We start from the raw sequence: 25262 nt of genomic DNA on the forward strand, positions 1-25262 counted from the left end.
TTCTATTAATTAATAATGTCTACGCTTGCGAGCAGCTTCAGATTTCAACTTTCTGCGGACGCTTGGTTTTTCGTAGAATTCACGCTTGCGGTATTCTTGCAAAGTACCACTTCTAGAAACGGAACGCTTAAAACGACGAAGAGCATCATCAATTGACTCGTTTTCGTGAACAATAGTCTTGGCCATGTGAGATCCCTCCTTCCATTTCTTGGCAGTACTGCCATAACAATATAGTTAAATTATAGCCAAAAAGGTCCTTATACGTCAATAGTTCTTTTAGAAAAAATTTCAGAGTATAATAGAACTGAAAGTATAAATGAGGTAAAAAGTTATGGAAAAAAGCAAAATTGTTAATATCATAATCATTTCCGACAGTGTTGGTGATACTGCCTTCAACTTAATGAAAGCTGCGGCAGCACAATACCCTGACGCAGAAGTGAACTATCGTCGCTATCCATTCATCACAACAATGGAAAAATTAGAGAAAGTTTTTGATGAACTTGATAGTTGCGAGCATATGTTAATTGGCTATACCCTTGTAAATAGTGATTTACAATTAGCGACTATTAAATTTGCCCGTGAACATGGTGCAAAGCCAGTCGATATTTTTTCAAGTGTAGTTGATGATATTCATGCAATGACAGGACTTGAACCTTCAGGTCAAATTGGGGCTAGCCACCAGTTAACCAAGAACTATTTTGACCGAATTTCAGCTATGGAATTTGCAGTCATGTATGATGATGGTAAAGATCCTAAGGGCTTTTTGGAAGCTGATGTTGTTTTACTTGGCGTCTCTAGAACAAGTAAGACTCCTCTTTCACTATTTTTGGCTAACAAGAATTTGAAAGTCGCCAATCTTCCTCTAGTACCACAAACACATATCCCTGATGAAATTTATCAAATTGATCCTAAAAAGATTATCGGTTTAACAAATGATCCTCAGGTCCTAAATGAAATTAGAGTAGCTCGGCTTAAGAGTTATGGACTAGATCCTGAAACTTCTTATTCAAATATGGACGCAATTAATAAAGAATTAGCTTCCGCACAAGCGCTCTTTACTAAGTTAGGTTGCTATGTTGTTAATGTTGCTCACCGTTCAATTGAAGAAACTGCAGCATTGATTTTACGTCATTTGGGAATTGAAGATGAAATGTAAAAATTAAAAATCGCATCTCCTTTGAGGTGCGATTTTATTTTATTCATCTAAACTAGTTCCTGTTCCTTAAATCGGCCATAAACCTTAGCCACTTCACTTACACTAACAAAGGCATACGGATCGCAAGCAACAATAATATTATGTATATCATACATATCATAACGGTCAATAATCGTAAACAAGATGGTCTTTTCCGTATGACCATAAGCTCCTTCAACATCATGAATAATCGTAATCCCACGATGCATCTTTTCTTGAATACCATCAATAATTTTCTTAGGATGTTCAGTTACAATCATGACTTGCATCTTTTGATGCTGGGTATAAACAGCATCAATTACCCGGCCGTTGATAAAAATGTTCAAAGCTGTATAAAGTGACCGAGTCCAGCCAAAGACAAAACCAGCTGCAATCACAATTAAAAGATTGATAGCGATATTAATTGAACCAAAACTTTGACCTGTCTTCTTACGCAAGATAATCCCTACGATATCTAATCCACCAGTTGAGATACCACTCTTCAATGCTAGTCCAGTACCAACACCATTGATTACGCCACCAAAAATAGCACAAACAAGCGGATCTAACTTCCATTCTGGAGCAGGTAAATTATGCATCATAATCGAAGCTAGAAATACTGCAATAATCGTAAAAATGGTAAACTTCTTACCAATCTTAAACCAGCCCAAAATAAATAATGGTACATTCAAAGCAAAATACAGAGTTGAAGTAGTCAAAGTAAATGGTAAATACCTCTCTGATAAGGTATTAATTAGCTGAGCAAATCCTGTTACTCCTGAAGAATACATATGACCTGGCTGCCAAAAAAAATTCAAAGCCACTGCAACAGCTATTGCATATAAAAATGCCGCAGAAATTTTTGATAGTAAATTATAACGTCGTGAGAGTCCTTCTAGTGATTCCATAAAAAATCCTTCTTAAATTAGTAACACAACTAGTTTACCAAATTTAGAAGGATTTTGTTTGTTATTTATATATTTTATTAATTATTTTTTGACCAGTGCTTTTCAATGAAGTCTGCTCTACCACCAGCTTCTTCCATCATGTATCGAAGTGGATTCTTTTGGTAGAAGTATTGGTGATAATCTTCTGCTGGCCAGAACTTTTGCACTGGTTCAATTGCGACAACAATTGGCTTATCAAATTTTCCAGAATCAGCTAATTCTTGTTTAGACTTTTCAGCTAAAGCTTTTTCAGTTTCATCATTATAGTAAATTACTGGACGATAAGTTTCACCACGATCTTGGAATTGGCCCATTTCATCAGTAGGGTCAACTACCTGCCAATAATATGATAAGAGCTTTTCATAGGACATCTTATCTGGGTCATAAGTAATCTCAACTGTCTCTAAGTGACCAGTTGTGTGGCTACATACTTCTTCATAAGTTGGATTTTCTTTATGGCCACCAGTATAACCAGAAATTACACTCTTAACTCCAGGTAAAGTGTCAAATGGTTGAACCATGCACCAAAAACAACCACCTGCAAAAATTGCTTTCTTATATTCTGCCATTATTTTGCTCCTTCAAATAAAGCTAAATACTTGCCGTAACCTTCTTTTTCTAAGTCAGCCTTAGGGATAAAACGCAAAGCAGCCGAATTAATGCAGTAACGCATTCCACCTTGATCAATTGGACCATCATTAAACACATGCCCTAAGTGAGAATCAGCATCTTTACTTCTTACCTCAGTTCGCTCCATGTTGTGGCTACTGTCGCGTTTGTACACTACCTTTTCAATTGGCTTAGTGAATGCGGGCCAGCCACAACCAGAATTATACTTATCTAAACTAGAAAAAAGTGGCTCACCGCTAACAACATCTACATAGATTCCTTCTTCAAAGAAATCATCATATTTACCAGAGAATGGATATTCTGTAGCAGCATGTTGCGTAACTTCATATTGCTCTTTACTTAGCTTTTTCAATGCAGCTTGTTTTTCATTTAAATCCATAAGAACACTTCCTTTTATATAGTAGGATACTCAAAAGGAACAAAAAAGACCAAGATTTTGCTCATCTTGATCTTTGGTATTTTATTTGCTGAATTTAACAATCTTCGTAAACATTGCTCGTTCTTCGTCAGTAACCTTATGCGCAACTTCAATTACAGCAGATTGATTTTGCTCTAAAATTGTCTTGTGAATTGCTAAAGATAATTCTGGGTCAAGTGAACTGGTAGCTTCGTCAGCTAAAATGATTGGTCTTTCAGCTAATAAAGCTCTCGCAATTTCAATTCTCTGAATTTGTCCACCTGATAACTTATTACCCTTTTCCCCCACTTGATAATTTAAGCCTTTTTCTTCAATCAGGTCTTTTAAGCCAGCTTGATTAATCACATAGTTTAATTTTTCTGAGCTAACCTTTCTCCCCAATGTAATGTTGTATTCTAAGCTATCATCAAAAATAAATGGTTTTTGGTTAATATATGAAAAGTACGAATGTAACTTTTTCCAGTTTCCAGTCTCATCTACTTGATTAATTTCAACTTTACCTGAACTTGGTGCAATTCTGCCTAACAGGATACTCAGTAATGTTGTCTTTCCCCAACCACTTGGAGCCATTAACAAAACTTTATCTTTAGGTTTAACGTCAAAATTAACATTGTCAAACAATTGTTTATTTGGCACTTCATAAGAAAGGTTTGATACTTTCAATGAATTGAAATCTGATATTGCTTCATTTACACTGTCATCGATCTTAAAGTTAAGTGCTTCACTGACTTTACTCCAAATAGAATCAGTTGATTTAATAGCGTTATACCTTTGAAAAATATCAACTACAGGATTGATAAAGTCATTTGAAAGTTGAATTATCATTACCAATGTGCCAGCACCAATTTGATTATTGAACATCAAAATAGCCCCAATCAAAAATGGAATAATAAAGCTGAAAACATTAGCAATAGCTAAAATTAGTTCACCTACTGCTCCTTGCGTATAATTAAATTTTTTGAGAGCAACTTCCATATTGGACGCACTATTAATAATTTTCTTAATCAAAACTGGTTGTACATCATAAAGAGCAACAGTTTTAGCACCGTTTAAACCATCGCTTACCTTTTGTGTGTAAATAGCATTATTATCTTCCCAGATTTTTGATTTTTCTTGAATATTCTTAGTAAAGAACTTCTGAATGAAACCTGGAATTAAGGTGGTAACCATGAAAATTAAAGTCAAAAGCCAAGAATTTATTAAGCCAACAGAAACAGCAATGATGAAAGTTATCCCTTGATAAATAACTAATAATTCATTTTGAATTTTCGCAGTTTCCACTTGCTTCATGTTATTCGTCAGCAAACTCATGCCATCTTTTTGAGAATCTTTTTGATTATAAATCAAATAAGTCACAATATGCTTCTTTAAATTCAGATTGATATCTTGAACAATATCGTTTTTTAAATACCGAAATCCGAAGTTGATAAACATAATTGCAATTAATGTAAGTGAACCAATTGTAGCTGTCACAACAAGTAATTGCACTGATCCTTGATGATTTTGAGCTGAATTTAACATAACTTTTGTTACGTAAGCTATAACAACATTACCAAGAGAACTAATAATTGCTAAGAATGTATATAGAAACAACTTCCACTTTGGTGCATATTTCAATGAAGTATTCATACTACCCCCTTTTTTTACATGCATCCCTACTTAAATTTTACTATCTCAAATCCTATTCATACAAAGAAAATAGCTTGATTCTAAAAAAGTTTTAACTCAATTTCAAATTTTTCGATATTTCACCGAAAGTTTGAACTCAACTTTAAACTTTAGGCATTTTTTCTAAAAGTTTGAACTCAATTCTAAACATTTTCAAAAAGATATAAAAAATAGCCTAGTTCTATTTCGAACTAGACTATTTTCTTAATTATTCATGATCCTTGATGTCAGCTTCAGCTTCTTTTTCAAGTTCCTTTTGGTTATCGTCACGAACACTTCTTGCAGAAGCAGTAACTTCAATACCAAGTTCAGCCATTTGTTCATCTGAAACTGGAGATGGAGCCTTCATCATTGGTTCACTTGCACTTGCAGTCTTAGGGAAGGCAATAACGTCACGAATGTTATCCTTACCAGTTAAGAGCATTGCAAATCTATCAAGACCAATTGCTAAACCTGCATGTGGTGGGAACCCCATGTCTAAAGCATCAAGTAAGAAGCCAAATTGTTCATAGGCCTTTTCCTTAGTAAAGCCAAGAGCCTTAAGCATCTTAAGTTGAATATCCTTCTTGTGGATACGGATTGAACCACCACCAAGTTCGTAACCGTTTAAGATAATGTCGTAACTTCTTGCGTGAGCCTTGTGAGGTTCAGTTTCAAGAAGCTTAATACCTTCATCATCTGGCATAGTGAATGGGTGGTGAGCTGCAATCCATTGGTCGTCACCTTCATCATATTCAAATAATGGCCAATCAACTACCCATTCAAAGTGGTAATCATCCTTAGATACCATGTTAAGTTCAATTGCAATTGAACGTCTTAAGTAACCTAAAGCATCACAACATACCTTCCACTTGTCAGCAACGAAGAGTAATAATTCTCCACCCTTCAAGTTATAAATCTTCTTAAGTTGTTCAGCTTCACTGTCAGTAATAAAGCGGCTAACTGGACCTGAGAATTCACCATCTTCAAACTTAGCCCAAGCCAAGCCCTTAGCGTGGAAACGCTTGATGTATTCTTGCTTTTCTTCAATCTTCTTACGGCTGTATGCCTTTGCTCCGCCTTCAACAGCGATTGCCTTAACAAAGCCTCCATCAGCAATAGCCCCTGAGAAGACCTTAAAGTCAGAATCTTTGAAGACTTCATTTAAGTCTTGAATCTTCATATCAAAACGCATATCAGGTTTGTCGCTACCATAGTAGTTCATAGCATCGTTCCAAGTAATTCTTGGAAGTGGCAACTTGATATCTACGCCTTTAACATCGTGCATAACCTTTTGTAAAAGACGTTCAGTAATGTCTTGAACACCCTTTTCATCAAGGAATGAAGTTTCCATATCGATTTGAGTAAATTCTGGTTGACGGTCTCCACGTAAGTCTTCGTCACGGAAACAACGAGCAATTTGGTAGTATTTGTCAAAGCCAGCACCCATTAATAATTGCTTAAACAATTGAGGTGATTGTGGTAATGCATAAAAACTACCTGGGTAAACACGTGATGGAACTAAGTAGTCACGTGCACCTTCTGGAGTTGACTTACCTAAGTCAGGAGTTTCAATATCAATGAAACCTTCACTATCAAAGAATTCGTGCACAGCAGTAGTAATCTTTGAACGAGTAATTAAAGCTCTTTGTAAAGTTGAACGACGTAAGTCAAGATAACGGTACTTAAGCTTAGTTTGTTCGTTAGCGTTTAAGTCATCCTTGATTTCAAATGGAGGGTTCTTTGCTTCATTTAAAACAGTAATAGTAGTTGCATCAACTTCAACTTCACCAGTCTTCATTTCAGGGTTAACACTGCTTCTCTTAACAACCTTACCCTTAACTTCGATAACGTATTCATTACCTAAGCTGTCAGCTTTATCCATTAAATCTTTACCAGATTCATGGTTAACCACAACTTGAACGATACCTTCACGGTCACGTAAATCGATAAAGATTAGGTTACCCAAGTTACGAACTCTTTGTACCCAGCCGTACAAAGTTACTTCTTGATCTAAATATTGGCTGGTAATATTACCACAATAATCAGTTCTCTTGTCCATCGTTAGTATTTATCTCCCTAAAAATTTTTCATAGCTTCGCTAATATTATTCATTTCATCCCAGCTAAGCTTGATTTGCTTGCCGTCGGCTAAACGCTTGATTGAAACATTTCCTTCGGCAAGTTCTTTTTCACCTAAAGTGATAACAAATTCAGCATGAACACGATCAGCCTTCTTGAATTGGTTCTTAAGCTTCTTTTGGTCAACGTCATATTGAACTCTTTGACCTTGAGCACGCAACTTACGAGCAAGTTCAACACTTTTTAAAGCTGTACCTTCACCAATATTAGTGATAAAGAAGTCAATTCCACTATCCGCAAATAATTCTGGATTTTGCTTTTCAAGAACAAGCATCAAGCGTTCTTCACCAATCCCAAAACCAACAGCTGGTGTTTCTGGGCCACCGAATTCTTCAACTAAGTGGTTGTATCTACCACCACCTAAAACAGTTGTTGGTGAAGCCCATAAATCTGTATCAGCTACCATAAATTCAAAAATAACGCCAGTGTAATAGTCAAGCCCACGAACTAAATCATCATCTAAAACATACTTAATTCCAAGCTTATCTAATGCATCGGTGATGAACTTAAAGTTCGCTTTTGATTCATCATCTAAGTAATCGACAATTCTTGGTGCATCTGGCAAGAATTGCTTATCTTGTTCTTCTTTTGAATCAAGAATTCTCAATGGATTCTTCATCAATCTTCTTTGTGAATCTTCAGATAATTGATCTTTAACTGGGGTAAAGTAATTAATCAAGGCATCGTGGTAGGCCTTACGAACTACTTCATTACCTAATGAGTTAATGTGAAGTTCAAAATTCTTTACACCAAGCTTATTTAATAAGTCATTTCCCATCATGATGGTTTCAATATCAGCTAATGGATTGTTTGAACCAAAGCTTTCGCAACCAATTTGGTGGAATTCACGTTGACGACCAGCTTGTGGACGTTCATATCTAAACATTGATTCAATGTAGTAAACATTAAATGGCTTAACTACATCAGGACCATACATTTTGTTTTCAACGTATGAACGAACTACACCAGCAGTTCCTTCAGGACGCAAGGCAATGTGACGACCACCTTTGTCGTTAAAGTCGTACATTTCTTTTTCAACCACGTCACTAGTCTCACCAGATGAGCGTGAGAAGACTTCGTAGCTTTCAAAGCTAGGAGTTCTGATTTCACGATAGTTTGCTTGTTTGAAAAAGTCACGTGCAATTTGTTCAACTTTTTCCCAATTACCTGAAACATCAGGCAAAATATCAACTGTACCTTTTGGCTTTTGTACCTTCATTAACTACACCCTTTTTATAATTAAATTTGATAAATAAAAAGAGCGCCTGGAAATAAATCCAAGGGCGCTCAAATAGCACGGTACCACCTTTTGCTTGCTACGATTAACGCTCGCCACACGAACCATTATCTGCTAAAGGGGTCACAGATTGCTACTCTATGTCCTTGCACCAAAACGGACACTCTCTGAAAATAAGTTTCAATCTTCAATTCTTCGTCATTGATAATTCTTTTATAGCTTACTTTTTTCTGCGCTTAAAGTCAATACTAATCAAGGTCCAAAACAATAGTGAAAGGGCCATCATTTTCAAGTTCAACCTTCATATCAGCTCCAAAATGACCAGTTTCAACATGAAAGCCAATTTTTTCAAGTTCATGATTAAACTCTTGCCACAATTCATCAGCCTTTGGTGGGCGCATTGCCTTAACAAAGCTTGGACGATTACCTTTTTTTGTATCTGCTAACAAGGTAAATTGACTAACGCTGAGAATTTCACCATTTACATCAGCTAAACTCAAGTTAGTTTTACCAGCTTCATCTTCAAAAATTCGCATCTTGGCAATTTTTTGAGCAGCTTTAGCAACTACTTCTTCATTATCATCTTGGCCAATACCAACTAAAAGCAAAAAGCCTTTCTTGATTTTTCCAACAACTTCATTATCAATTGCAACTTGTGCATGATTTACTCTTTGAATTACAACTCGCATTAATTATCTGACCTCTTAGTTGAATATACATCTGGTATATCACGCAAGCGACTCAATGCTTCATTTAATTGCTGAGAATCTTTAACGGTAATAGTAACGTAAATATGCGCAATATTTTCTTCATTTACTTTACCAGAGATATTCTTAATATTTTTAGTTAGACTGTTCAACTTATTAATTACATCACTAAGTAAACTAGAGCGGTTATAACCGAAAATTTCAATATTGGCGTTAAAGGTTTCTGTACGTTCGCCAACATTTTCCCAATCAACGTCAATTAAGCGACCTTCTTTAGCTGCTTCATCAGTTACGTTACGGCAATCAGTCCGGTGAATTGTAACTCCTCTACCCTTAGTGACATAGCCAATAATTTCATCCCCAGGAACCGGATTACAGCATTTAGCTAAATGAAGCATCAAGTCACTAACGCCTTGAATAACAACACCATTATTGTGCTTCACATGCATAACTGCACGATTCGGAGTAATATTCTTTGTTTCCTCAGTAGTAGTTTGACCAGCATTAAGAATTTTTTCTTCTAATTCTTTTTGCTTTTTATTTTCTTCTTCTTTACGTAAATCTTCTGTTAAACGATTAACAATTCCAATCGCAGAAACTTCCCCATAACCAACTTGAGAGAACATTTCATCTTCAGAATGATAGTTTAATTGATTAAGTAGCTTTTGAATGTGGTCTTTGTCAAGGTATTCCTTAGCACTCAAGCCACGCTCTCTAAGTAAGTTAGCGACGTCATTACGACCTTTTTCAATATTTTCATCTTTACGTTGTTCTTTAAGAAAACGTCTAATCTTGTTACGTGCCCGAGAAGTTTTAACCATATGAATCCAGTCAGGAGATGGTTCTGCATTAGACTGGGTTAAGATCGAAACGACATCACCATTTTTTAGGCGGTAATCAAGTGGGACTAACTTGTCATTTACTTTTGCCCCAACAGCATGACTACCAACTTGCGTATGAATTGCATAAGCAAAATCAAGTGGAACTGATCCTTTTGCTAATTCATAAACATCTCCTTTTGGAGTAAAGACATAAACTGAATCAGAAAAAATATCAGATTTTACACTCTTCATAAACTCATCAGCGTTACTAGTTTCATCTTTTAATTCCAAAATTTCTCGGAACATATCAAGTTTTCGACCAGCACTTGTAGCTTCAACTGCCTGAGTATCACCTTTTTTATAAGCCCAGTGTGCAGCAACCCCATATTCAGCAACTTCATGCATTTGCTGGGTTCTAATCTGAATTTCAAGTGGCTTACCACCTGGGCCAATAATTGTGGTATGAAGTGATTGATAACCATTGGCCTTAGGAACGGCAATATAGTCTTTAAATCTTCCCGGCATTGGCTTCCATTTAGTATGAACAGCCCCAAGTACTGCATAACAATCGCGGACATTTTGGACAATTACTCGGACAGCCAATAAATCAAAAATTTCACTAAAATCTTTATGTTTATTAACCATCTTTTTATAGATGGAATAGATATGTTTTGGGCGGCCATAAATATCATATTTAATATGCAAGCCATCTAAGGTATCTTTTAAATATGTTATTGCAGTATCAATATATCCTTCACGTTCGCTACGCTTAGAATTCATCTGGTTAACAATATTGTAATAAGCTTCAGGATTTAGATAGTGCAAACTCATATCTTCAAGTTCCCACTTAATTGTCCCGATACCTAACCGGTCAGCAAGAGGAGCATAAATATCTAAAGTTTCTGAAGCAATTCGGCGTTGCTTATCTGGACGCAAATGGTCAAGGGTATGCATATTATGCAAGCGATCTGCCAACTTAACCATAATTACCCGCAAATCCTGTGCCATTGCAATCAACATTTTACGGTGATTTTCAGCAAGAAATTCTTCATGTGACTTATATTCATACTTGTTAAGTTTAGTTACACCATCAACAATAAATGCAACATCCTCGCCGAATTCACGCTTAATATCATCATTGGTTACGGGAGTATCTTCAACTGTATCATGTAAAAATCCAGCGGCAACTGTGTCTGGATCTAACCCTAAATTTGCGACTGTCCCAGCAACTTGAGTTGGGTGAATAATATATGGTTGTCCACTTGCTCTTTTTTGACCCGAATGGGCCTTTTCTGCGTATTCATATGCCTTTTCTACAAAAGCAAGTTGTTCTTTATTCATATACTTTTTACATGCAGAGATAACCTCTTCATGAGTCATTTCAATGTATTTAGACATCTTACTCACCTACTCCAAAATTTAGTTTTTATAAAGATTGCCCTTTAATGAGCCAAAAAATTCCATAATTAAATAAACAACAATTAAAACTAAATTATACTTAGCATATCGTGATAATACAACTAATAAGAATACAATTGGTAAAAATAATAGCCAATATTTTCTAAGATTTCTATCAGTAATTACCTTACCCACTTGGTAACTAATTAAGCTATTCAAAACAATGAAAATGAAGCCTACGCGCCAAGTCAGTTTTATTTTTAATAAACTTGATCCATATGCCAAAAGAACTAATAATAAAGTCCACCAAATCACTGGCATAAATGAATAATTATTTAACTTTTTTATCCAGCTTGTTTCTAATATTTTATTTTTGGCCAGCTGTAATTTTGCCATAATATCCAACTCTTTCTGTCATAATTTCTTTTAATTCTAGCACTTTAATCAGGCTTACGCTCAATTAAGAGACAAACCCAGCGTCCTTCTTGCATAGTAGTTTTTACAGAGAATCCGTTATCGGCTAAGCGCTGCTTGACTTTTTCAGCTTGTAAATAATCAATTCCTGAAAAAATAACTTTACCATTTGGAGCAAGATGCTTATCCAAATCAGGAATTAAGTCAAACAAAATTTCTGCTAAAATATTAGCTAAAATTAAATCAAATTTACCATCTACGTCTTTTAATAAGTTCGCCTTTATGACTTCAATATTATTTAACTTATTAAGGGCAATATTTTCATTAGCTGCTGTTACAGCTTCATCAGAAATATCAGTTGCAAGAACACTCTTAGCACCTAATTTGCTGGCAGCAATCGCTAAAATTCCTGAACCAGTCCCCACATCTAGGACCTTAACCGGCTTTGTTAGACTGCGTTCAAGCGCCATCATAACCAATTGAGTTGTAGTATGTCCTCCTGTACCAAATGCAAGACCTGGATCTAATGTAATAACTTTTTGGTCAGGAAATTCAGGTTGATAATTTTCCCATTCAGGAACAATTGCTAAATGACGAGAGAAATTAAGGACATGATAATATTTTTGCCAGACCTTGTTCCAATCTTCATCTTGGACATAGTCATAGCTAATCTCTTTTTTACCAGTATCAAGGCCGTAAGATTCTAGTTCTGCCAACTTGCTTTTATATTGTTTAATCAAATCATCAGGGTCACGTTCTTGATCAAAATAAGCTATGAATTCCATATCTTCGGGTAAGTTTTCTATATCATTAAAGTCGACTACAGTAGAATCATTTGCCCAGCCAGCTTGTTCAAAATCACTACGTTTTCTAGCTTCTACCCCTAATGCCTTAACTTCTTCTTGGCTAAAATAAGTTAAAGCATCTTCAATTTCATGACTAGTTTGTAATTTTATCAATAATAATTTCATTAATCAGACTCCATTCTATTTTTGACACTACGTTTGACCATGATATGATGGTAAAGGTGATAAAAATGTCAAAGAAACGTAAAAAAGATAAACTTGAAAAAACATTAGTTGAAAAAATTCTCGATCGAGAAAAAGTCCCATACGAGCAAAAAGAATTTGAAACCCATGAAGAGCATGGTGTCTTTCAAATGGATACTTCTATTTTAGAACAAGACCAACGTCTGGTCTACAAAACGCTCGCTTGTGATGGCAATAAAACTGGCCCACTTGTCGCTGTTTTACCTATTACTGAACATTTAGATCTTAAAAAATTAGCTAAAGTTTCAGGTAATAAAAAATGCGAAATGTTACCACTTAAAAAGTTGGAAAAGACAACTGGATATGTCCATGGGGCCAACACTCCTATTGGTATTCATTTTAATGACCATTATCCAATATTTCTTGATAATAGCATGAAAAATGAAGATAAGATTATTGTTTCATCAGGTAAAGTAGGCCGAAGTGTCCAATTAAATCCTCTCGACTTACAAAAAGTAGTTGAAGGGACATTTGGTGATTTGCTAGAAAAATAATCACTAATATCTAATATAAGAAAAACAAGAGTTATCGTGAAGATAAACTCTTGTTTTTTTAATAGTCTTTAATTTTATGAGGCATGACGCCACTTGCTGTCTGTCAAAATTCTTGCAGCAATTAAGCCAAGTGGCAAAGCAATAACAATCATAATTGCTTCAGTAGCCCAATATGCACCTAAACTTATCCGGGTCAAGCCTAAATTGAAAACTGCCCGATACATATAAAGTCCAGGAACCATGATAACAACTGATGGCACAGTAATAGCTATTCGTGGATAACCAACTTTTTCACGAATAAATGAAGCTAATAGTCCTGAAAGCAATACGCCAACAAATGCGGCTAGGGCAGGTGGCATATGACCATAATCAACCAAGCTCAATCGTAAAGTATTCGAGATAGCGCCAATCACAGCTGTTAAAGCGGCATAATTAATTTTAGAATTGAACATCAAGCTAAAGCCAAATACACCACAAAAACTAGCAATTAATCTAAAAATCGTTAAATTAATTGGTGTTAGACCTAATTTTGTCATATCTCCAGGATGAATTCCAATTAACAAAGCAGTTGCCCAACCTACAGTCGTTGCCACAATAATAATTAATAGCGCATAAGCCATTCTTTCAAGTCCTGATCGCATATCTAATTTAGACAAGTCAAGCCCTGCTGTAATAAATGGAAAACCAGGAATTACAAAAAGCATTGAACCAATATATCCAAAAATATGACTAGAACGAATATCAAAAATAAAGTGTAATAGCTGAAAGGCCAAGAAATAAGTTACACAAGCCACAAAAACTGCGGTCGCAACCTTGGCAACCATTGTAATATGCTTTTGTCCCATCTTCATTCGTGTGTAGTTCCCACAACCTGCACCAAAGAAAGCACAAATTATTTCAGGTAAGCCTCCACCTAGTAAGAAAATAAATCCTGCACAGGCAATTGCAGCAGCTAGACCAGCAATCGCAGGAGTATATCGGCTCTTTAAATGCTCGATTTCTCCTAATCGGCGGTGAATTTGACCAATATTCCAATTTCCATCCCCTGCTTCGAATTGTCTAACAAAACGTTCCAATTCATTAAGCTTGGTCATATTAACCCCGGTTGCTGGAAGAGTTAGGGTTTGACTGTAAGATTGGTTGTTAACATCAAAACAAGTGCAATCGATTGTTAGTAATCCAATATCAGCTGAACAAGTAATATCTAATGCACGAGCTATTGTATTCATTGAATCACGCACTCTCCAAGATCCAGTCCCACAACTTAAAATCATTAATCCAACTCGTCCAACAATACTTGCTTTTTCTACAAGGGTTGCCTTTTTGGCTAGTGTTTCATCCTTACTCTTAAAGAATTCTTCCCATTGTATTTTCATATGGTGAGAATTCGATAAATGGTGTCCCATATCTACTTTATCCATTTCCTTTACCATTAAATTATACCTTCTTCCAAGGCCACAAAAATCGTTATGATTAATAAATCAGCACAGCCACCTAGACTGTAGTTTCTTTCAGAAAAAAGGTTGTCAAGATTTTTCAAATAGGCTAAAGCCTTATTATTTTTTGCTCCACCCAAATCAAGAAAATGTTGGCTCCATTTTTTTAACTCAGTTAATTTATCTAAATCTCCTGCTCGCTTAATAAAGTTTGAATCCTCTGTTACAGTTGCAATTTTCATCAAGGTATCAATTAACCTCTCATTAAGAGAACCTGTAGTCTGTTTCAAAAAAGGAAGAGCTATTTTACTAATTATTGGATATCCCGCTTCAGCCTGCCCACGAATACCAGCCTTGCCATATTTTTGATATTCAATTTCACCTGCAGTCTTAGGGACTTTTACATTTGCTAAGTCATGTTCAACTAAGCCATGCGTCATTTTCTGAATAGTTTTAAAAACATCGCAATTATTACTTATTGAATAACTATAAGCACAAACAAAAATCCCTAATGAGAAAACTGCCCCTTTATGAGTATTTATACCTTTAGTGCTAGCAAACATTTCTTTCTCAGCTTGTATTCCAAGAATACGAAGCTGTTCAAACAAATTTGATAGTTTTCCATTATATCTACGACCCAAATCTTCTGCATTTTCAAAATAAGTACGTAAACTCAAGCTACTATCAATAAAGGTATAAACATCCATATCAGGATGCGAGCTATGAGTAACTGGATCAACTAATCCCGGCTTTGGCCAAGTTACTACTTCATAGAGTAATGCCTTTATGGCCAAATCAGCATGTGGATATTTCACTTGCATCCCTTCTCTCTACTCAATAACTTTATCATTTTAACATATTTCGCTCAGCATATATTTTAAAAATAATTATAGTAATAAAAAAATAGGCCTATGATAGGCCTATTTCTGTACGGATATTTAATTATTTTCAATATTAAGCATTGTAAAATATTTTTCTATATGATGCAAGCTTAATCTTTAACTTCTTTAATAGTATCAATTACAGTTCCATCACGATATTCAATGACAGCAACTGTTCTGTCAGTATATTCAAGTTTCTTTGGCGTTCCCACTTGTTTTTCAGCAAGTTCTTGTAATTCATCCATAGTTACTAAGTGAATGCTTGGTACCTTCTTGAAGCAGTCAATTAAGTCTTGACGCTTAGGGTTAACGGCAACTCCTCTTTCAGTTACAACAACATCAATTGAGTCACCAGGTGTTACAACAGTTTCAACATTCTTAACAACTGTTGCATTTCTACCTCTAACTAATGGAGCTGTAATAATTGTCATCTTAGCGTTAGCAGCATCTTGGTGACCACCAATTGCACCACGGATAACACCATCTGAACCAGTCATAACATTAACGTGGAAGTTAGTGTCGATTTGAAGAGCAGACAAAATAGCAACGTCTAAGTTGTTTACAACTGCACCCTTGTTGTGAGGATCAGCATACCATGAAGCATCAATTTCTTGTTGATCACGGTTCTTAGCCATAGAAGCTGCAGCACCCTTGTCAAAGTCTTGCACATCCATAACTTTCTTGACTAAACCTTCTTCAAGCAAGTCACAAGTTGGCTTAGTAATACCACCTAAGGCAAATGATGCAGTAATACCCTTATCAAGCATTGATTCACGTAAGTATCTAGTTACGGCAAGAGCAGCACCACCTGAACCGGTTTGGAATGAGAACCCTTGCTTAAAGTATGGTGAGTTAACAATTACATCATTAACCATTTGAGCAATCATTAATTCCTTAGGATCTTTAGTGAAACGAGTAGCACCTGAGCCAATCTTGTCTGGGTCACCAATTTCATCAACTTTGACAACGTAATCAACTTGAGTTTGCTTAATTGATGCTGGGGTGTTTGGATATGGGACAACATTATCAGTTAATAAAACAACCTTGTCAGCATATTGAGCATCCATTAAGGCATAACCAAGTGAACCAAAGACTGCCTTACCATCTTGACCATTGGCATTACCTGCAGGGTCAGAAACTGGTACACCTAAGAAGGCAACATCAATCTTAATTTCGCCATCTTCAATTGAACGAGCACGGTTACCGTGTGAACGGAAGATAACAGGATTCTTCAAACCACCGTGGGAAACAAAGTCACCAAGTGAACCACGCATCCCTGATGAAGTAATGTTAGTAATGACACCTTTTTTAATAGCTTCAATAACCTTATCATTCATAACGCCAGTTAATGATGATGGAGCTAAAGTTAAGTCTTTGTAACCTAACTTGATAATCACATCCATAACCTTGTTAAAAGCGTAATCACCATTTCTGAAGTGGTGGTGGAAAGAAATAGTCATTCCATCTTTCAAAGTAGCTTTAACAACATCTTCAATTGAGTCAACAACTTTGTTTTCACCAGCAGTTACGTGAACCTTAGGTGCAACTCTTTGGACATCAGGATGACCAATTTCAACTGATTCAAAAGGTTTTAAGTTCAATTTTTCTAAAACATCTGCTGGCATTTCGCGTTTAATACTATTCTCCAATGTAGTTGCCCTCCTCATCAATTAAGTTAGAAGCTTTGGCAGTTTCTAATACTCTGTTTGCCTTGTCAACGATTGGCTTATCAACCATCTTACCGTTCATTGAAATAACACCGCTACCTTTAGCACGGGCTTCACGAATAGCATTTTGGACATTCTTTGCATTTTCAATCTCTTCTTTAGTTGGGTTAAAGACCTTGTTAACCATTGGAATTTGTCTTGGGTTAACCAAACTCTTACCATCAAAACCAAGTTGGTGAATGTAATTTGTTTCACGGTAAAAGCCTTCAGTATCTTTCATATTTGAGAAGACTGAGTCAAATGCGTAGATTCCAGCAGCACGACATGAGTGTAAAACCATGTTACGAGCAAATTCCATTTCACGGCCATCTGGATAACGGTGAGTGTGCATATCTGAAGTGTAATCTTCACCAGATAAGGCCATTCCCATCATTAAGTCAGTTGAAGTTGCAATGCTTGGTGCATTTAAAACGCCCTTAGCACTTTCAATAGCGGCCATAACACCAATTGAACCTTTTTCAATACCGTATTCTTCTTCTGCCTTTTCCATATCAGCAATTAACTTCTTGATCATGTCTGCTGATTCAGTCTTAGGTAAACGAATTACGTCAACACCGGCTTTTACCATTGCCTTAACGTCTTCTTGATAAAATGGAGTATCTTGGCCGTTAATTCTAACAACAACTTCACTTCCACCGAAGTCAACAGTCTTAATTGCTTCATAAACAAGTAATCGAGCTGCATCTTTTTCAGTTAAAGAAACAGAGTCTTCTAAGTCAAGCATAATTGAGTCAGCACCATAAATGCCTGCATCCTTAATCATGGCTGGATTGTTGCCTGGAACGAACATCATCGTCCGACGTAAACGATTCTTGATATAAGTCATTTATAGCACCTCCAATGCTGGTTTATCTGTGGTTTGAGTCGCTCTTTGAGCAGCAGCTAAAGTACGAGCCTTAATTACACAATCAAGGGCACCTTTATCAACGGCCTTAACTTTGGCATTAGTTAAGCCAAATGATTTCAAAGTATCTGTAATCACACTTCTAATTTGATCACCATATGCTTTTGCAACATCTGATTCAAGAGTAATTTCAATTCCATTACTACCATTCATAATCATGATTTGAATGTCAGATGATTCTAAAGTACCAGCTACTGCTGTTGTCTTAATTTCCATCTATCTTCATTCCTTCCTGGATTCGTTTTTGTAATTCTTCTTTATTTGCTTTGATAAATTCCGCTGTGGATGCCGGAACCAAGTCTTCGATAGCGGCAAGGTCGTCTATCTTAATTAATTGTCGAACCTTCGTAGCTGTAACTGTTGTATCCCCTTTTTGAAGCCGTGGGATTAAATGTAAGTTAATTCCTGGTTCAAGTTCACGCTTTAAACTATCATTATAGATGCTTGTTGCATGAGAAAAAGGTTCAGTTCCAACGTAACGATGTTTAATTGAAAGTACAGGTGCAATCACATTTTTAAAGACTCTTGCATCAATTGTGGTTTGATTTTCAATTAAAGTATCAGCACTCTTTAAAAAGTAGGCAGGAAAAGTTGCAGCCGATACCATATAGCTATCGCCACTGACAACATAGACATTCTTAAATTCAGCACAGCCCTTTTTAACTAGTTCAAAACGCTCTTTTGAATTAAACAATGACATGTCAGTTGCTACTACAAAGACATAAACCAAGTCATTTTCTTGGCTAGCCTTTTGGACTAAGTATCGGTGGCCAAAGGTAAAAGGATTTGCATTCATGACAATTCCGGCAACCTTTTTCTCTGCTTGATTTGTAATCTTTGGTAAAGAAGCCAAATAGTCATGAACATCAGGACTACCATTTTCTAAAAAAGCAGCCTCATCGGTTCTAGCTAATTCACTAAAACCTAAATGCTTAAAACTATCAGCATATTTCACCTTGGTAAAAACAAACATATGAAAAATTTGTTGAGTGAAAAGATACTGGCTCAATGCCGTAACAATCTTATTAAAACGTTGTCCTAGTTCACTATCTTTATTGCAAACTGCAATATACTTTAATACGTTGCCAGCAACACTTCCTGTTCCAACTAAATTACCATCTTCATCAATCAGACCTAAAGTATGATCAATAACGGCAACTTCTCTTTCCGAAAAATTATGCAAATCTAACTTTTCTAAGAAATTAATCCAGCGTTGTTTGGTAGCTGGATCACTTAGATAAAGATCAACAACTTTATCCAATCTGCTGCCTCCTTTCCCTTGTGCAACAATTAACTAAGTTACAATGTAAGTATAATTCTTTATTTTAAAAATTTCAAATTAATCCTTATATTTTTAAAAATTAAAAATATCTGTTACAATTAAAAAAGTTACAAGAAAAAATTTTTCTCCATAAGCGTTATAATGAAACTAATAGAAATTAAGTGAGATGATTATATGGTAGAAAGTTACGATAATTCCCAACTTGCTGATATTGCGCGTGATTATTATCTAAGTAAGTTACCAATTACGCAAATATCACAAAAATACAACCTTTCACGTTACCTAATCGCTAAAGCTCTTGAAGAAGCAGAGGCAAGTTGTGTTGTTCATATCAGTATTAAATCAAGCGTCAAACGTAATAATCAGCTTGAAACGAACCTTAGAAACTTATTTGGCTTAAAGGAAGCCTTCGTTTTGAAAGATCGAGATACAACTAGTCATGATAATGAGCAAATCGTTGATTTTGCAGCTCATCAAATTCAGAATTATTCAAAAGCAGCTAATGAAATTGGACTTACTTGGGGAACAACCGTCCTAGATACGATTGTCCACTTTGATGAAATTAAACGTCCCGACTTATCATTTGTTCAATTAGCTGGGATGAGTTTAAGAACTGATACACCTCATGCGAACTATTCATTAATTCAACGTGCCGCAGAAAAATTTGAAGCTAAATCATATGTTTTACCAATTCCTTTATACATACTTAATCAAACAGCCCATGATTTAATGGAAAAAGAGCCTGCAATTGAAGAGTTACATAAAAAATACCAACACCTTGACTTAGTCTTTACTGGTGTTGGTACCCTTGCAAGTATGGAATCTAATCGTGTTTGGGGCAAATTGCAAGATCAAATTTTCTCTGGAGTTGATCAAAATAAAGTTGCTGGTATGATTTTTGGTCGTGCATATGACATTAATGGACAAATCTTTGAAAGTGTTGAGGCCAAATTATCAGGTATTAAGCGTGAAGATTTGTTAAATACTCCAATTCGTTTTGCCATTGTAAAAAATAAGTTCAAAACGCACTCACTTTTAGGTGCGCTTCGAACTCATTTGATTACTCATTTAGTTATTAATGAAGCAATTGCAAATAAACTTTTACAAGAAGCAGAAAAATTCAACTAATTACAAGCCATTCTTCTTAAGAAATGAGAGGATGGCTTTTGTTGTCTCTTCAGGTTTTTCAGCTTGCAAAATATGACCGCATTCGCTAATGACATGACTTTCAATCTTATCATTAATATAGGTCATGGCCTGTGCAAATTCACAATTAAAGTATGGCGACTTCTCACCTGCCAAGACAAGTAACGGAATTGATAAATCCATCACCACATCGCGCCAATCTTGGAAAGCATGGTCGCACAAGAATTTGTAATTGGCCTCTTCATCATAGGGATGCTCTTGCCGCTCAAGCTTAACAGGAGTGGCAATATCAGGATCAACTCTAACATAGTTAGCATGAACTGTATCATGATATTTCAAAGAAATTGGAAAATTATCCCAGTTTAAGTCTTGATAGCCAAAGTTCCAGCTGTCATCATTAATCATCTTTGGTGGTTGGTCTAAGTCAACCATAGCAGCTAGTCTTCCCTTACCAAATAAAGACGCATAGGCAAACAAGGTGCTTGCCCCCATTGAATTACCTACTGCAATTACATTATTTAAGTTAAGACTAGCTAAAAATTCTTCCAAATCAAGGGCATGTCGACTCATTCTTTGTCCCTTATAAGTTCGTTGACTCAGGCCTTGATTTCTTGGATCAAGTACTAATACCCGATACTTATCTTGCAACAGTTCAACCATTCTTTTAAATAGTTGCCCACTTGCTCCAATTCCTGGTAAACAAACTAAAGCCGGTAAATCAGTTTGAGTATCTGTATAGTGCAGAGTCACGTGATCACTTGTTTTAAATTCCATAATTACCTCACAAAAAAATGACTAGCATTACTAGTCATTCTAACATTTATTTAGCTACACCAGCTAATACTTCTTGCATCTTGTCAGCTGAATTCTTCATCTTGCTCAATTCTTTATCAGATAATTCAGCTTCAATTACATGACTGATACCATTGGCATTGATTACAGTTGGAGTACCTAGGTAAAGGTCGTGTTTGATACCATATTGACCAGTAATTGGGGCAGAAAGTGGTAAGCAAATTTCTTTATTTTCCAAAACTGCCTTCACAATTTGAGCAAGCATCATGGCAACACCATAGAAAGTAGCACCCTTCTTTGCAATGATTTCGCCACCCTTTTTACGGACGTCACTTTCAATTGCAGTTAAAACTTCTGGTGTCATTTCTGAATATGAAGTTAAAGCCTTACCAGCAACAGTTGCTTCATCGAAGTTTTCAAATGAAGTATCGCCATGTTCACCTAAAACATAAGCATTAACATCTTCAACCTTAACATTAAGCTTCTTAGCTAGTTCAACACGTAAACGAGCTGAGTCAAGTGAAGTACCAGTACCAATAACTTTGTTCTTAGGGAAACCAGATAACTTTTGGGTTAAGGTAGTCAAAATATCAACTGGGTTAGCACTAACAACAAAAATACCATTGAAGCCAGAATCAACAACTGGCTTAACAATACTCTTTAAAATCTTAACGTTCTTGTTAACAAGATCAAGTCTAGTTTCACCTGGCTTACGTGGAATACCTGCAGTAATTACAACAATATCAGCATCTTTTGCATCGCTGTATTCACCAGCATGAACATTAACGCTACCAGTAAATGGAGTGATGTCTTCTAAGTCCATTGAATCACCTAATGGACGGTCTTTCACAACGTCACAAATTACCAATTCATCTAAGTTAGTGTTTTGCAATAAATCGTTAGCAAAAGTTGAACCAACTGCACCGTCACCGACTAATAAAACTTTACTCATTATAAAAACTCCTTATTTACTATAATTAATAGTTTCCTGTAAACATATTGTCTGCCTTAGGTGGAACATAATCCCCAAAGTACTTAGTGAAGTCCAAATCAAGGTATTGGCATAAGTCATAAACTTCAGTCATGGTCTTATCGATAACTGGAATACCATTTTCCTTACGGTCTTTAATTGCAGCCATTTCCTTTTCACCATGAGTATAAATCCGCTCTTGACCAGCAGCCTTTGGCGCGTCACGCAAAGCTTGTAAATATTCTGAGAAGTGCTTCTTAATTGCTTCAGGTTCACCAAAACTTGCTAAATTAATAGCCATAAAGCCGTGACAAGTACCAGCCTTACCATCTTTCATAACCAAGTCACTAGTCAAACCTTGTGACAAAATTGATGAAAAGATTTCGGCAACCATACCATTACCATAACCCTTGTGTGAGCCAAGTTCTTCAGTATTGCCACCAAGTGGCATAATTCCACCGCCAACGTGGCCAACAATATTTGACAAAACTTCGCCAGCGTTATTGGTAGGTTGACCATCTTTATCTAAAGCCCAGCCGTCAGGTAACTTCTTGCCAAGCTTATTGTACATTTCAAGCTTACCACGAGTAACAACAGTAGTTGAGGCGTCAAATAAGAAGTCATATGGATCAGCTGGAACGCACCAAGCTTGCGGATTTGAACCAATCATCGCTTTTGAAGCATAAGTTGGAACCATGATTGCTTCACTGTTAGTACATGAGAAGCCAAGCATATTTTCTTTTGCGGCCATTTTGGCATAATAACCAGCAATTCCGTAGTGGTTAGAATTGCGAACAGTGACAATTCCCACACCAACTTCCTTAGCCTTCTTGATAGCTAAATCCATAGCAAAGTGACCATTAAGTTGTCCCATACCATTATGGCCATCAACAACAGCTGAAATTGGAGTTTCAAAGATTACTTCCGGTTCTGCATCTACCTTCATTGTACCCTTTTGAATTCCTTTATAGTAACGAACCATTCTTTGCATTCCGTGACTTTGAATTCCATACAAATCAGCTGTTAATAATACATCAGTAATAATACGTGCTTTCTGTTCATTAAAGCCCAACTTTTGGAAAGCATCCATACAAAGCATGTTTAATTTATCGTAGGAGAATTTTACTTTCTTTCCTTCAGCCATTTTAAAGCCTCTTTCTTTTCTGCTACATTTCTTTCACATGCTAAATACTAACACTTGTTTTTAAAAATTACAAATAATTGCATATTTTTTTAAATATTCAAAAAGATAATTCTTGGATAATTAATTCAGAAATTTGTTTTTGTAATTCTTCTACTGAATGTGCTCGTGAACGAGCACATTCCTTTGCTGGCTTTCCACAAATTAAACATCCTCTTCCTAATATTCCTAATTCAGCACGACCCAAATCCTTTATTTGATTATTTTTAAAATAATGTACATCTAAGTCAAATAATCGTCTTGCTTTGTTTTCTTGTTCGAAATCTATACAATACTCCTTAACATTAACAGGTTTTTCTTGGGCTAAATAAAAATATTCAGGTCCAGTTTTCTTTTTCAAGAAATTTCCTTCAAGAGTAAGAACAAAAGGGGCATTACTTTCAAATTTAACCAATTCATATTTAAAAAAGTTCTCTATCATCAAGTTGTTCTTAATTGGACCAGGAATATTTAATTTAGCCCCAATAATTGTCCAATTCTTATTTTCAAGAACTAATTTATTTTGTAATTCTACCCTTTGATCTTTATTTTTAAGAACATCGTAAATTGTTACAGATTCTCCATCTTCTAAAATATTCATCATTTTACAACTCCTAGCGTTCATAATAAAAAAGGATTCTATGAATCCTTTTTTTATTTTCTTATCAAGTTTATTTTTACTGAATTTCGTTTATCTAGTTTATAAACTAATTTAGCAACTATGCTACCTTTTTTAACTTTATTTTGCTCTTTTACTATTAATTTAGGAGTTAAACTTGATAAGTTTTGTTTTTTTTGAAGCCAAAGGGCAGAATCCTTTTCAGGTACAACTGAAATTTTCTTTTTTTGTTTTTTGCTAGTAATTGTTATCTTTTGATACTTTTTGGGTAAGTTATTTTTATCAACCTTAACTAACTGATATTTATCAAATACTGTATCAATCATGTTATTAGTTTGAATAAATTGATTACTATATTCTCCTGGCACATCTAAGACTACTGTGATTACTCTACGGTTATCAAAAGTTCCTGTTCCTACATAACAATAGCCAGCTGCATCTGTTTTTCCAGTCTTTAGTCCATCCATAGTACCTTTTTTAGGACCATAACCCATTCCTTCTAGCATATAGATGATATTTTCCATCTTCATTTCATTATCTTGCCTAATTTTAAAGTTTGCATACTTAGTTTTAGTAATGTTTAGAACTTCAGGATACTTATCTATCAAATATTTGGAAACCAAGGCCATGTCTTTAGCTGAAAACTGATTTTCTTGATTATCATCAATTTTAGGTAGCTTTAAGTCGCCTAATTCCCCATTTGATAAGCCAATCATGTTATAAATTTCAGGATTTTTGACACCTGCTCTTTTTGCGACAACTTTCATTTTGTAATTAAAAGCAGCTACACTACCAGCATCCGCTAGTGCTAAAGCCTCTGTACTGCCATCTGCTGAAACAATCATCATAGATTCAATGAGTGAACGAACAGTATACCGTTCATTATAAACTAACGGAACATTTGAAAAGTGCCAATCATCTGCTACTTTTGCTACATCTTTACTGATTTGAATTTCTTGATCCCAATCGAGTTTATGCTTATGAATATCTTCCATTATTACCGCTAACGTCAAAATCTTAGTTAATGAAGCTACAGCATATTTCTTAGTTGCATTTCTTTGATACAGAATCTGCCCTGTTTTTTCATCCATCATAAAAGCAGCTTTCGCATTAACAGACTGTACGTCAGCTTTTACAATATTGAAAAAAGATAAATTAATTATCCCAATAATCCAAAGTACTACTATCCCAGCCAATCCCAACTTATCCCAAAATCTTTTCATTATCATTCTCTTTCTTTGCAATACT

Annotated in this window: 25 protein-coding genes; 3 read left to right on the forward strand and 22 right to left on the reverse strand. The window is 35.6% G+C overall.

Features of this window, described 5'->3' with window-relative positions; translation table 11 throughout:
- Nucleotides 1-9: 9 nt before the first annotated feature.
- Complete coding sequence (rpsU, locus tag FC45_RS02440) at nt 10-186, reverse strand: 30S ribosomal protein S21 (RefSeq protein ID WP_002880182.1); 177 nt, start codon at nt 184-186, stop codon at nt 10-12.
- A 145-nt stretch (nt 187-331) separates the two neighbouring features.
- Here rpsU and FC45_RS02445 point away from each other — a divergent pair, with 145 nt between their 5' ends.
- Nucleotides 332-1156 (forward strand): pyruvate, water dikinase regulatory protein, encoded by an 825-nt coding sequence (locus FC45_RS02445; RefSeq protein WP_006584812.1) that lies wholly within the window; start codon nt 332-334, stop codon nt 1154-1156.
- A 47-nt stretch (nt 1157-1203) separates the two neighbouring features.
- Here FC45_RS02445 and FC45_RS02450 read toward each other — a convergent pair whose 3' ends face one another.
- The 10 genes from FC45_RS02450 to prmA form a co-directional block, all read right to left on the reverse strand.
- Nucleotides 1204-2082: a YitT family protein gene (locus FC45_RS02450; RefSeq protein WP_006587871.1), complete on the reverse strand. Its 879-nt coding sequence runs from the start codon at nt 2080-2082 to the stop codon at nt 1204-1206.
- A 77-nt stretch (nt 2083-2159) separates the two neighbouring features.
- Nucleotides 2160-2690, reverse strand: a complete 531-nt coding sequence (msrA, locus tag FC45_RS02455; protein ID WP_006584813.1) for a peptide-methionine (S)-S-oxide reductase MsrA — start codon at nt 2688-2690, stop codon at nt 2160-2162.
- Nucleotides 2690-3130: a peptide-methionine (R)-S-oxide reductase MsrB gene (msrB, locus tag FC45_RS02460; protein WP_006584814.1), complete on the reverse strand. Its 441-nt coding sequence runs from the start codon at nt 3128-3130 to the stop codon at nt 2690-2692. The genes msrA and msrB overlap by 1 nt, the downstream gene beginning before the upstream one ends.
- A gap of 81 nt (nt 3131-3211) precedes the next feature.
- Nucleotides 3212-4798, reverse strand: a complete 1587-nt coding sequence (locus tag FC45_RS02465) for an ATP-binding cassette domain-containing protein (RefSeq protein WP_006587872.1) — start codon at nt 4796-4798, stop codon at nt 3212-3214.
- 247 nt (nt 4799-5045) lie between these two features.
- Nucleotides 5046-6878 (reverse strand): aspartate--tRNA ligase, encoded by a 1833-nt coding sequence (aspS, locus tag FC45_RS02470; RefSeq protein WP_006584816.1) that lies wholly within the window; start codon nt 6876-6878, stop codon nt 5046-5048.
- Between the two features lie 17 nt (nt 6879-6895).
- A complete protein-coding gene (gene hisS / locus FC45_RS02475) occupies nt 6896-8176 on the reverse strand; it encodes a histidine--tRNA ligase (RefSeq protein WP_006584817.1) in 1281 nt (426 codons plus the stop codon).
- A gap of 266 nt (nt 8177-8442) precedes the next feature.
- Nucleotides 8443-8883 carry a D-aminoacyl-tRNA deacylase gene (gene dtd, locus FC45_RS02480; protein WP_006587873.1) on the reverse strand — a complete coding sequence of 147 codons (441 nt, stop codon included), beginning with the start codon at nt 8881-8883 and terminating at the stop codon, nt 8443-8445.
- Nucleotides 8883-11120: a RelA/SpoT family protein gene (locus tag FC45_RS02485; protein WP_006587874.1), complete on the reverse strand. Its 2238-nt coding sequence runs from the start codon at nt 11118-11120 to the stop codon at nt 8883-8885. Before FC45_RS02485 ends, dtd begins: the two co-directional genes overlap by 1 nt.
- Before the next feature lie 21 nt (nt 11121-11141).
- On the reverse strand, nt 11142-11516 hold the full coding sequence (locus FC45_RS02490; protein WP_006587875.1) for a hypothetical protein: 375 nt from the start codon (nt 11514-11516) through the stop codon (nt 11142-11144).
- Between the two features lie 44 nt (nt 11517-11560).
- Nucleotides 11561-12505: a 50S ribosomal protein L11 methyltransferase gene (gene prmA, locus FC45_RS02495; RefSeq protein ID WP_006587876.1), complete on the reverse strand. Its 945-nt coding sequence runs from the start codon at nt 12503-12505 to the stop codon at nt 11561-11563.
- 65 nt (nt 12506-12570) lie between these two features.
- Here prmA and ybaK point away from each other — a divergent pair, with 65 nt between their 5' ends.
- Complete coding sequence (ybaK, locus tag FC45_RS02500) at nt 12571-13077, forward strand: Cys-tRNA(Pro) deacylase (protein WP_006584819.1); 507 nt, start codon at nt 12571-12573, stop codon at nt 13075-13077.
- Between the two features lie 74 nt (nt 13078-13151).
- On the opposite strand, the gene FC45_RS02505 is transcribed toward ybaK, so the two are convergent.
- The 6 genes from FC45_RS02505 to citC all read right to left on the reverse strand — a co-directional run bounded on the left by FC45_RS02505 (nt 13152) and on the right by citC (nt 19286).
- On the reverse strand, nt 13152-14510 hold the full coding sequence (locus tag FC45_RS02505) for a threonine/serine exporter family protein (RefSeq protein ID WP_006587877.1): 1359 nt from the start codon (nt 14508-14510) through the stop codon (nt 13152-13154).
- Nucleotides 14510-15328 carry a triphosphoribosyl-dephospho-CoA synthase CitG gene (citG, locus tag FC45_RS02510; protein ID WP_006584821.1) on the reverse strand — a complete coding sequence of 273 codons (819 nt, stop codon included), beginning with the start codon at nt 15326-15328 and terminating at the stop codon, nt 14510-14512. Before citG ends, FC45_RS02505 begins: the two co-directional genes overlap by 1 nt.
- Before the next feature lie 176 nt (nt 15329-15504).
- Complete coding sequence (gene citF / locus FC45_RS02515; protein WP_006584822.1) at nt 15505-17043, reverse strand: citrate lyase subunit alpha; 1539 nt, start codon at nt 17041-17043, stop codon at nt 15505-15507.
- Nucleotides 17033-17947, reverse strand: coding sequence for a citrate (pro-3S)-lyase subunit beta (citE, locus tag FC45_RS02520; protein ID WP_006584823.1), 915 nt, complete (start codon nt 17945-17947; stop codon nt 17033-17035). The genes citF and citE overlap by 11 nt, the downstream gene beginning before the upstream one ends.
- Nucleotides 17948-18241 (reverse strand): citrate lyase acyl carrier protein, encoded by a 294-nt coding sequence (citD, locus tag FC45_RS02525; protein WP_006584824.1) that lies wholly within the window; start codon nt 18239-18241, stop codon nt 17948-17950.
- Nucleotides 18231-19286: a [citrate (pro-3S)-lyase] ligase gene (gene citC / locus FC45_RS02530; RefSeq protein ID WP_057706351.1), complete on the reverse strand. Its 1056-nt coding sequence runs from the start codon at nt 19284-19286 to the stop codon at nt 18231-18233. Before citC ends, citD begins: the two co-directional genes overlap by 11 nt.
- A 195-nt stretch (nt 19287-19481) precedes the next feature.
- Between citC and FC45_RS02535 the strand changes: the two genes are divergently transcribed.
- On the forward strand, nt 19482-20435 hold the full coding sequence (locus FC45_RS02535; RefSeq protein WP_057706352.1) for a sugar-binding transcriptional regulator: 954 nt from the start codon (nt 19482-19484) through the stop codon (nt 20433-20435).
- On the opposite strand, the gene FC45_RS02540 is transcribed toward FC45_RS02535, so the two are convergent.
- The 5 genes from FC45_RS02540 to FC45_RS02560 form a co-directional block, all read right to left on the reverse strand.
- Complete coding sequence (locus FC45_RS02540; protein WP_006584827.1) at nt 20436-21227, reverse strand: alpha/beta fold hydrolase; 792 nt, start codon at nt 21225-21227, stop codon at nt 20436-20438. It lies immediately after the preceding gene.
- 46 nt (nt 21228-21273) lie between these two features.
- Nucleotides 21274-22197, reverse strand: a complete 924-nt coding sequence (locus FC45_RS02545; protein WP_006584828.1) for an L-lactate dehydrogenase — start codon at nt 22195-22197, stop codon at nt 21274-21276.
- A 25-nt stretch (nt 22198-22222) separates the two neighbouring features.
- Nucleotides 22223-23359, reverse strand: a complete 1137-nt coding sequence (locus tag FC45_RS02550) for an Ldh family oxidoreductase (protein WP_057706354.1) — start codon at nt 23357-23359, stop codon at nt 22223-22225.
- Nucleotides 23360-23456: 97 nt separating this feature from the next.
- Nucleotides 23457-23999 (reverse strand): citrate lyase holo-[acyl-carrier protein] synthase, encoded by a 543-nt coding sequence (gene citX, locus FC45_RS02555; RefSeq protein WP_021350414.1) that lies wholly within the window; start codon nt 23997-23999, stop codon nt 23457-23459.
- 50 nt (nt 24000-24049) lie between these two features.
- Nucleotides 24050-25243 (reverse strand): D-alanyl-D-alanine carboxypeptidase family protein, encoded by a 1194-nt coding sequence (locus tag FC45_RS02560; protein ID WP_006588382.1) that lies wholly within the window; start codon nt 25241-25243, stop codon nt 24050-24052.
- Nucleotides 25244-25262: the final 19 nt, after the last annotated feature.

It is taken from the genome of Lactobacillus jensenii DSM 20557 (genome assembly GCF_001436455.1).
Taxonomy (GTDB): Bacteria; Bacillota; Bacilli; order Lactobacillales; family Lactobacillaceae; genus Lactobacillus; species Lactobacillus jensenii.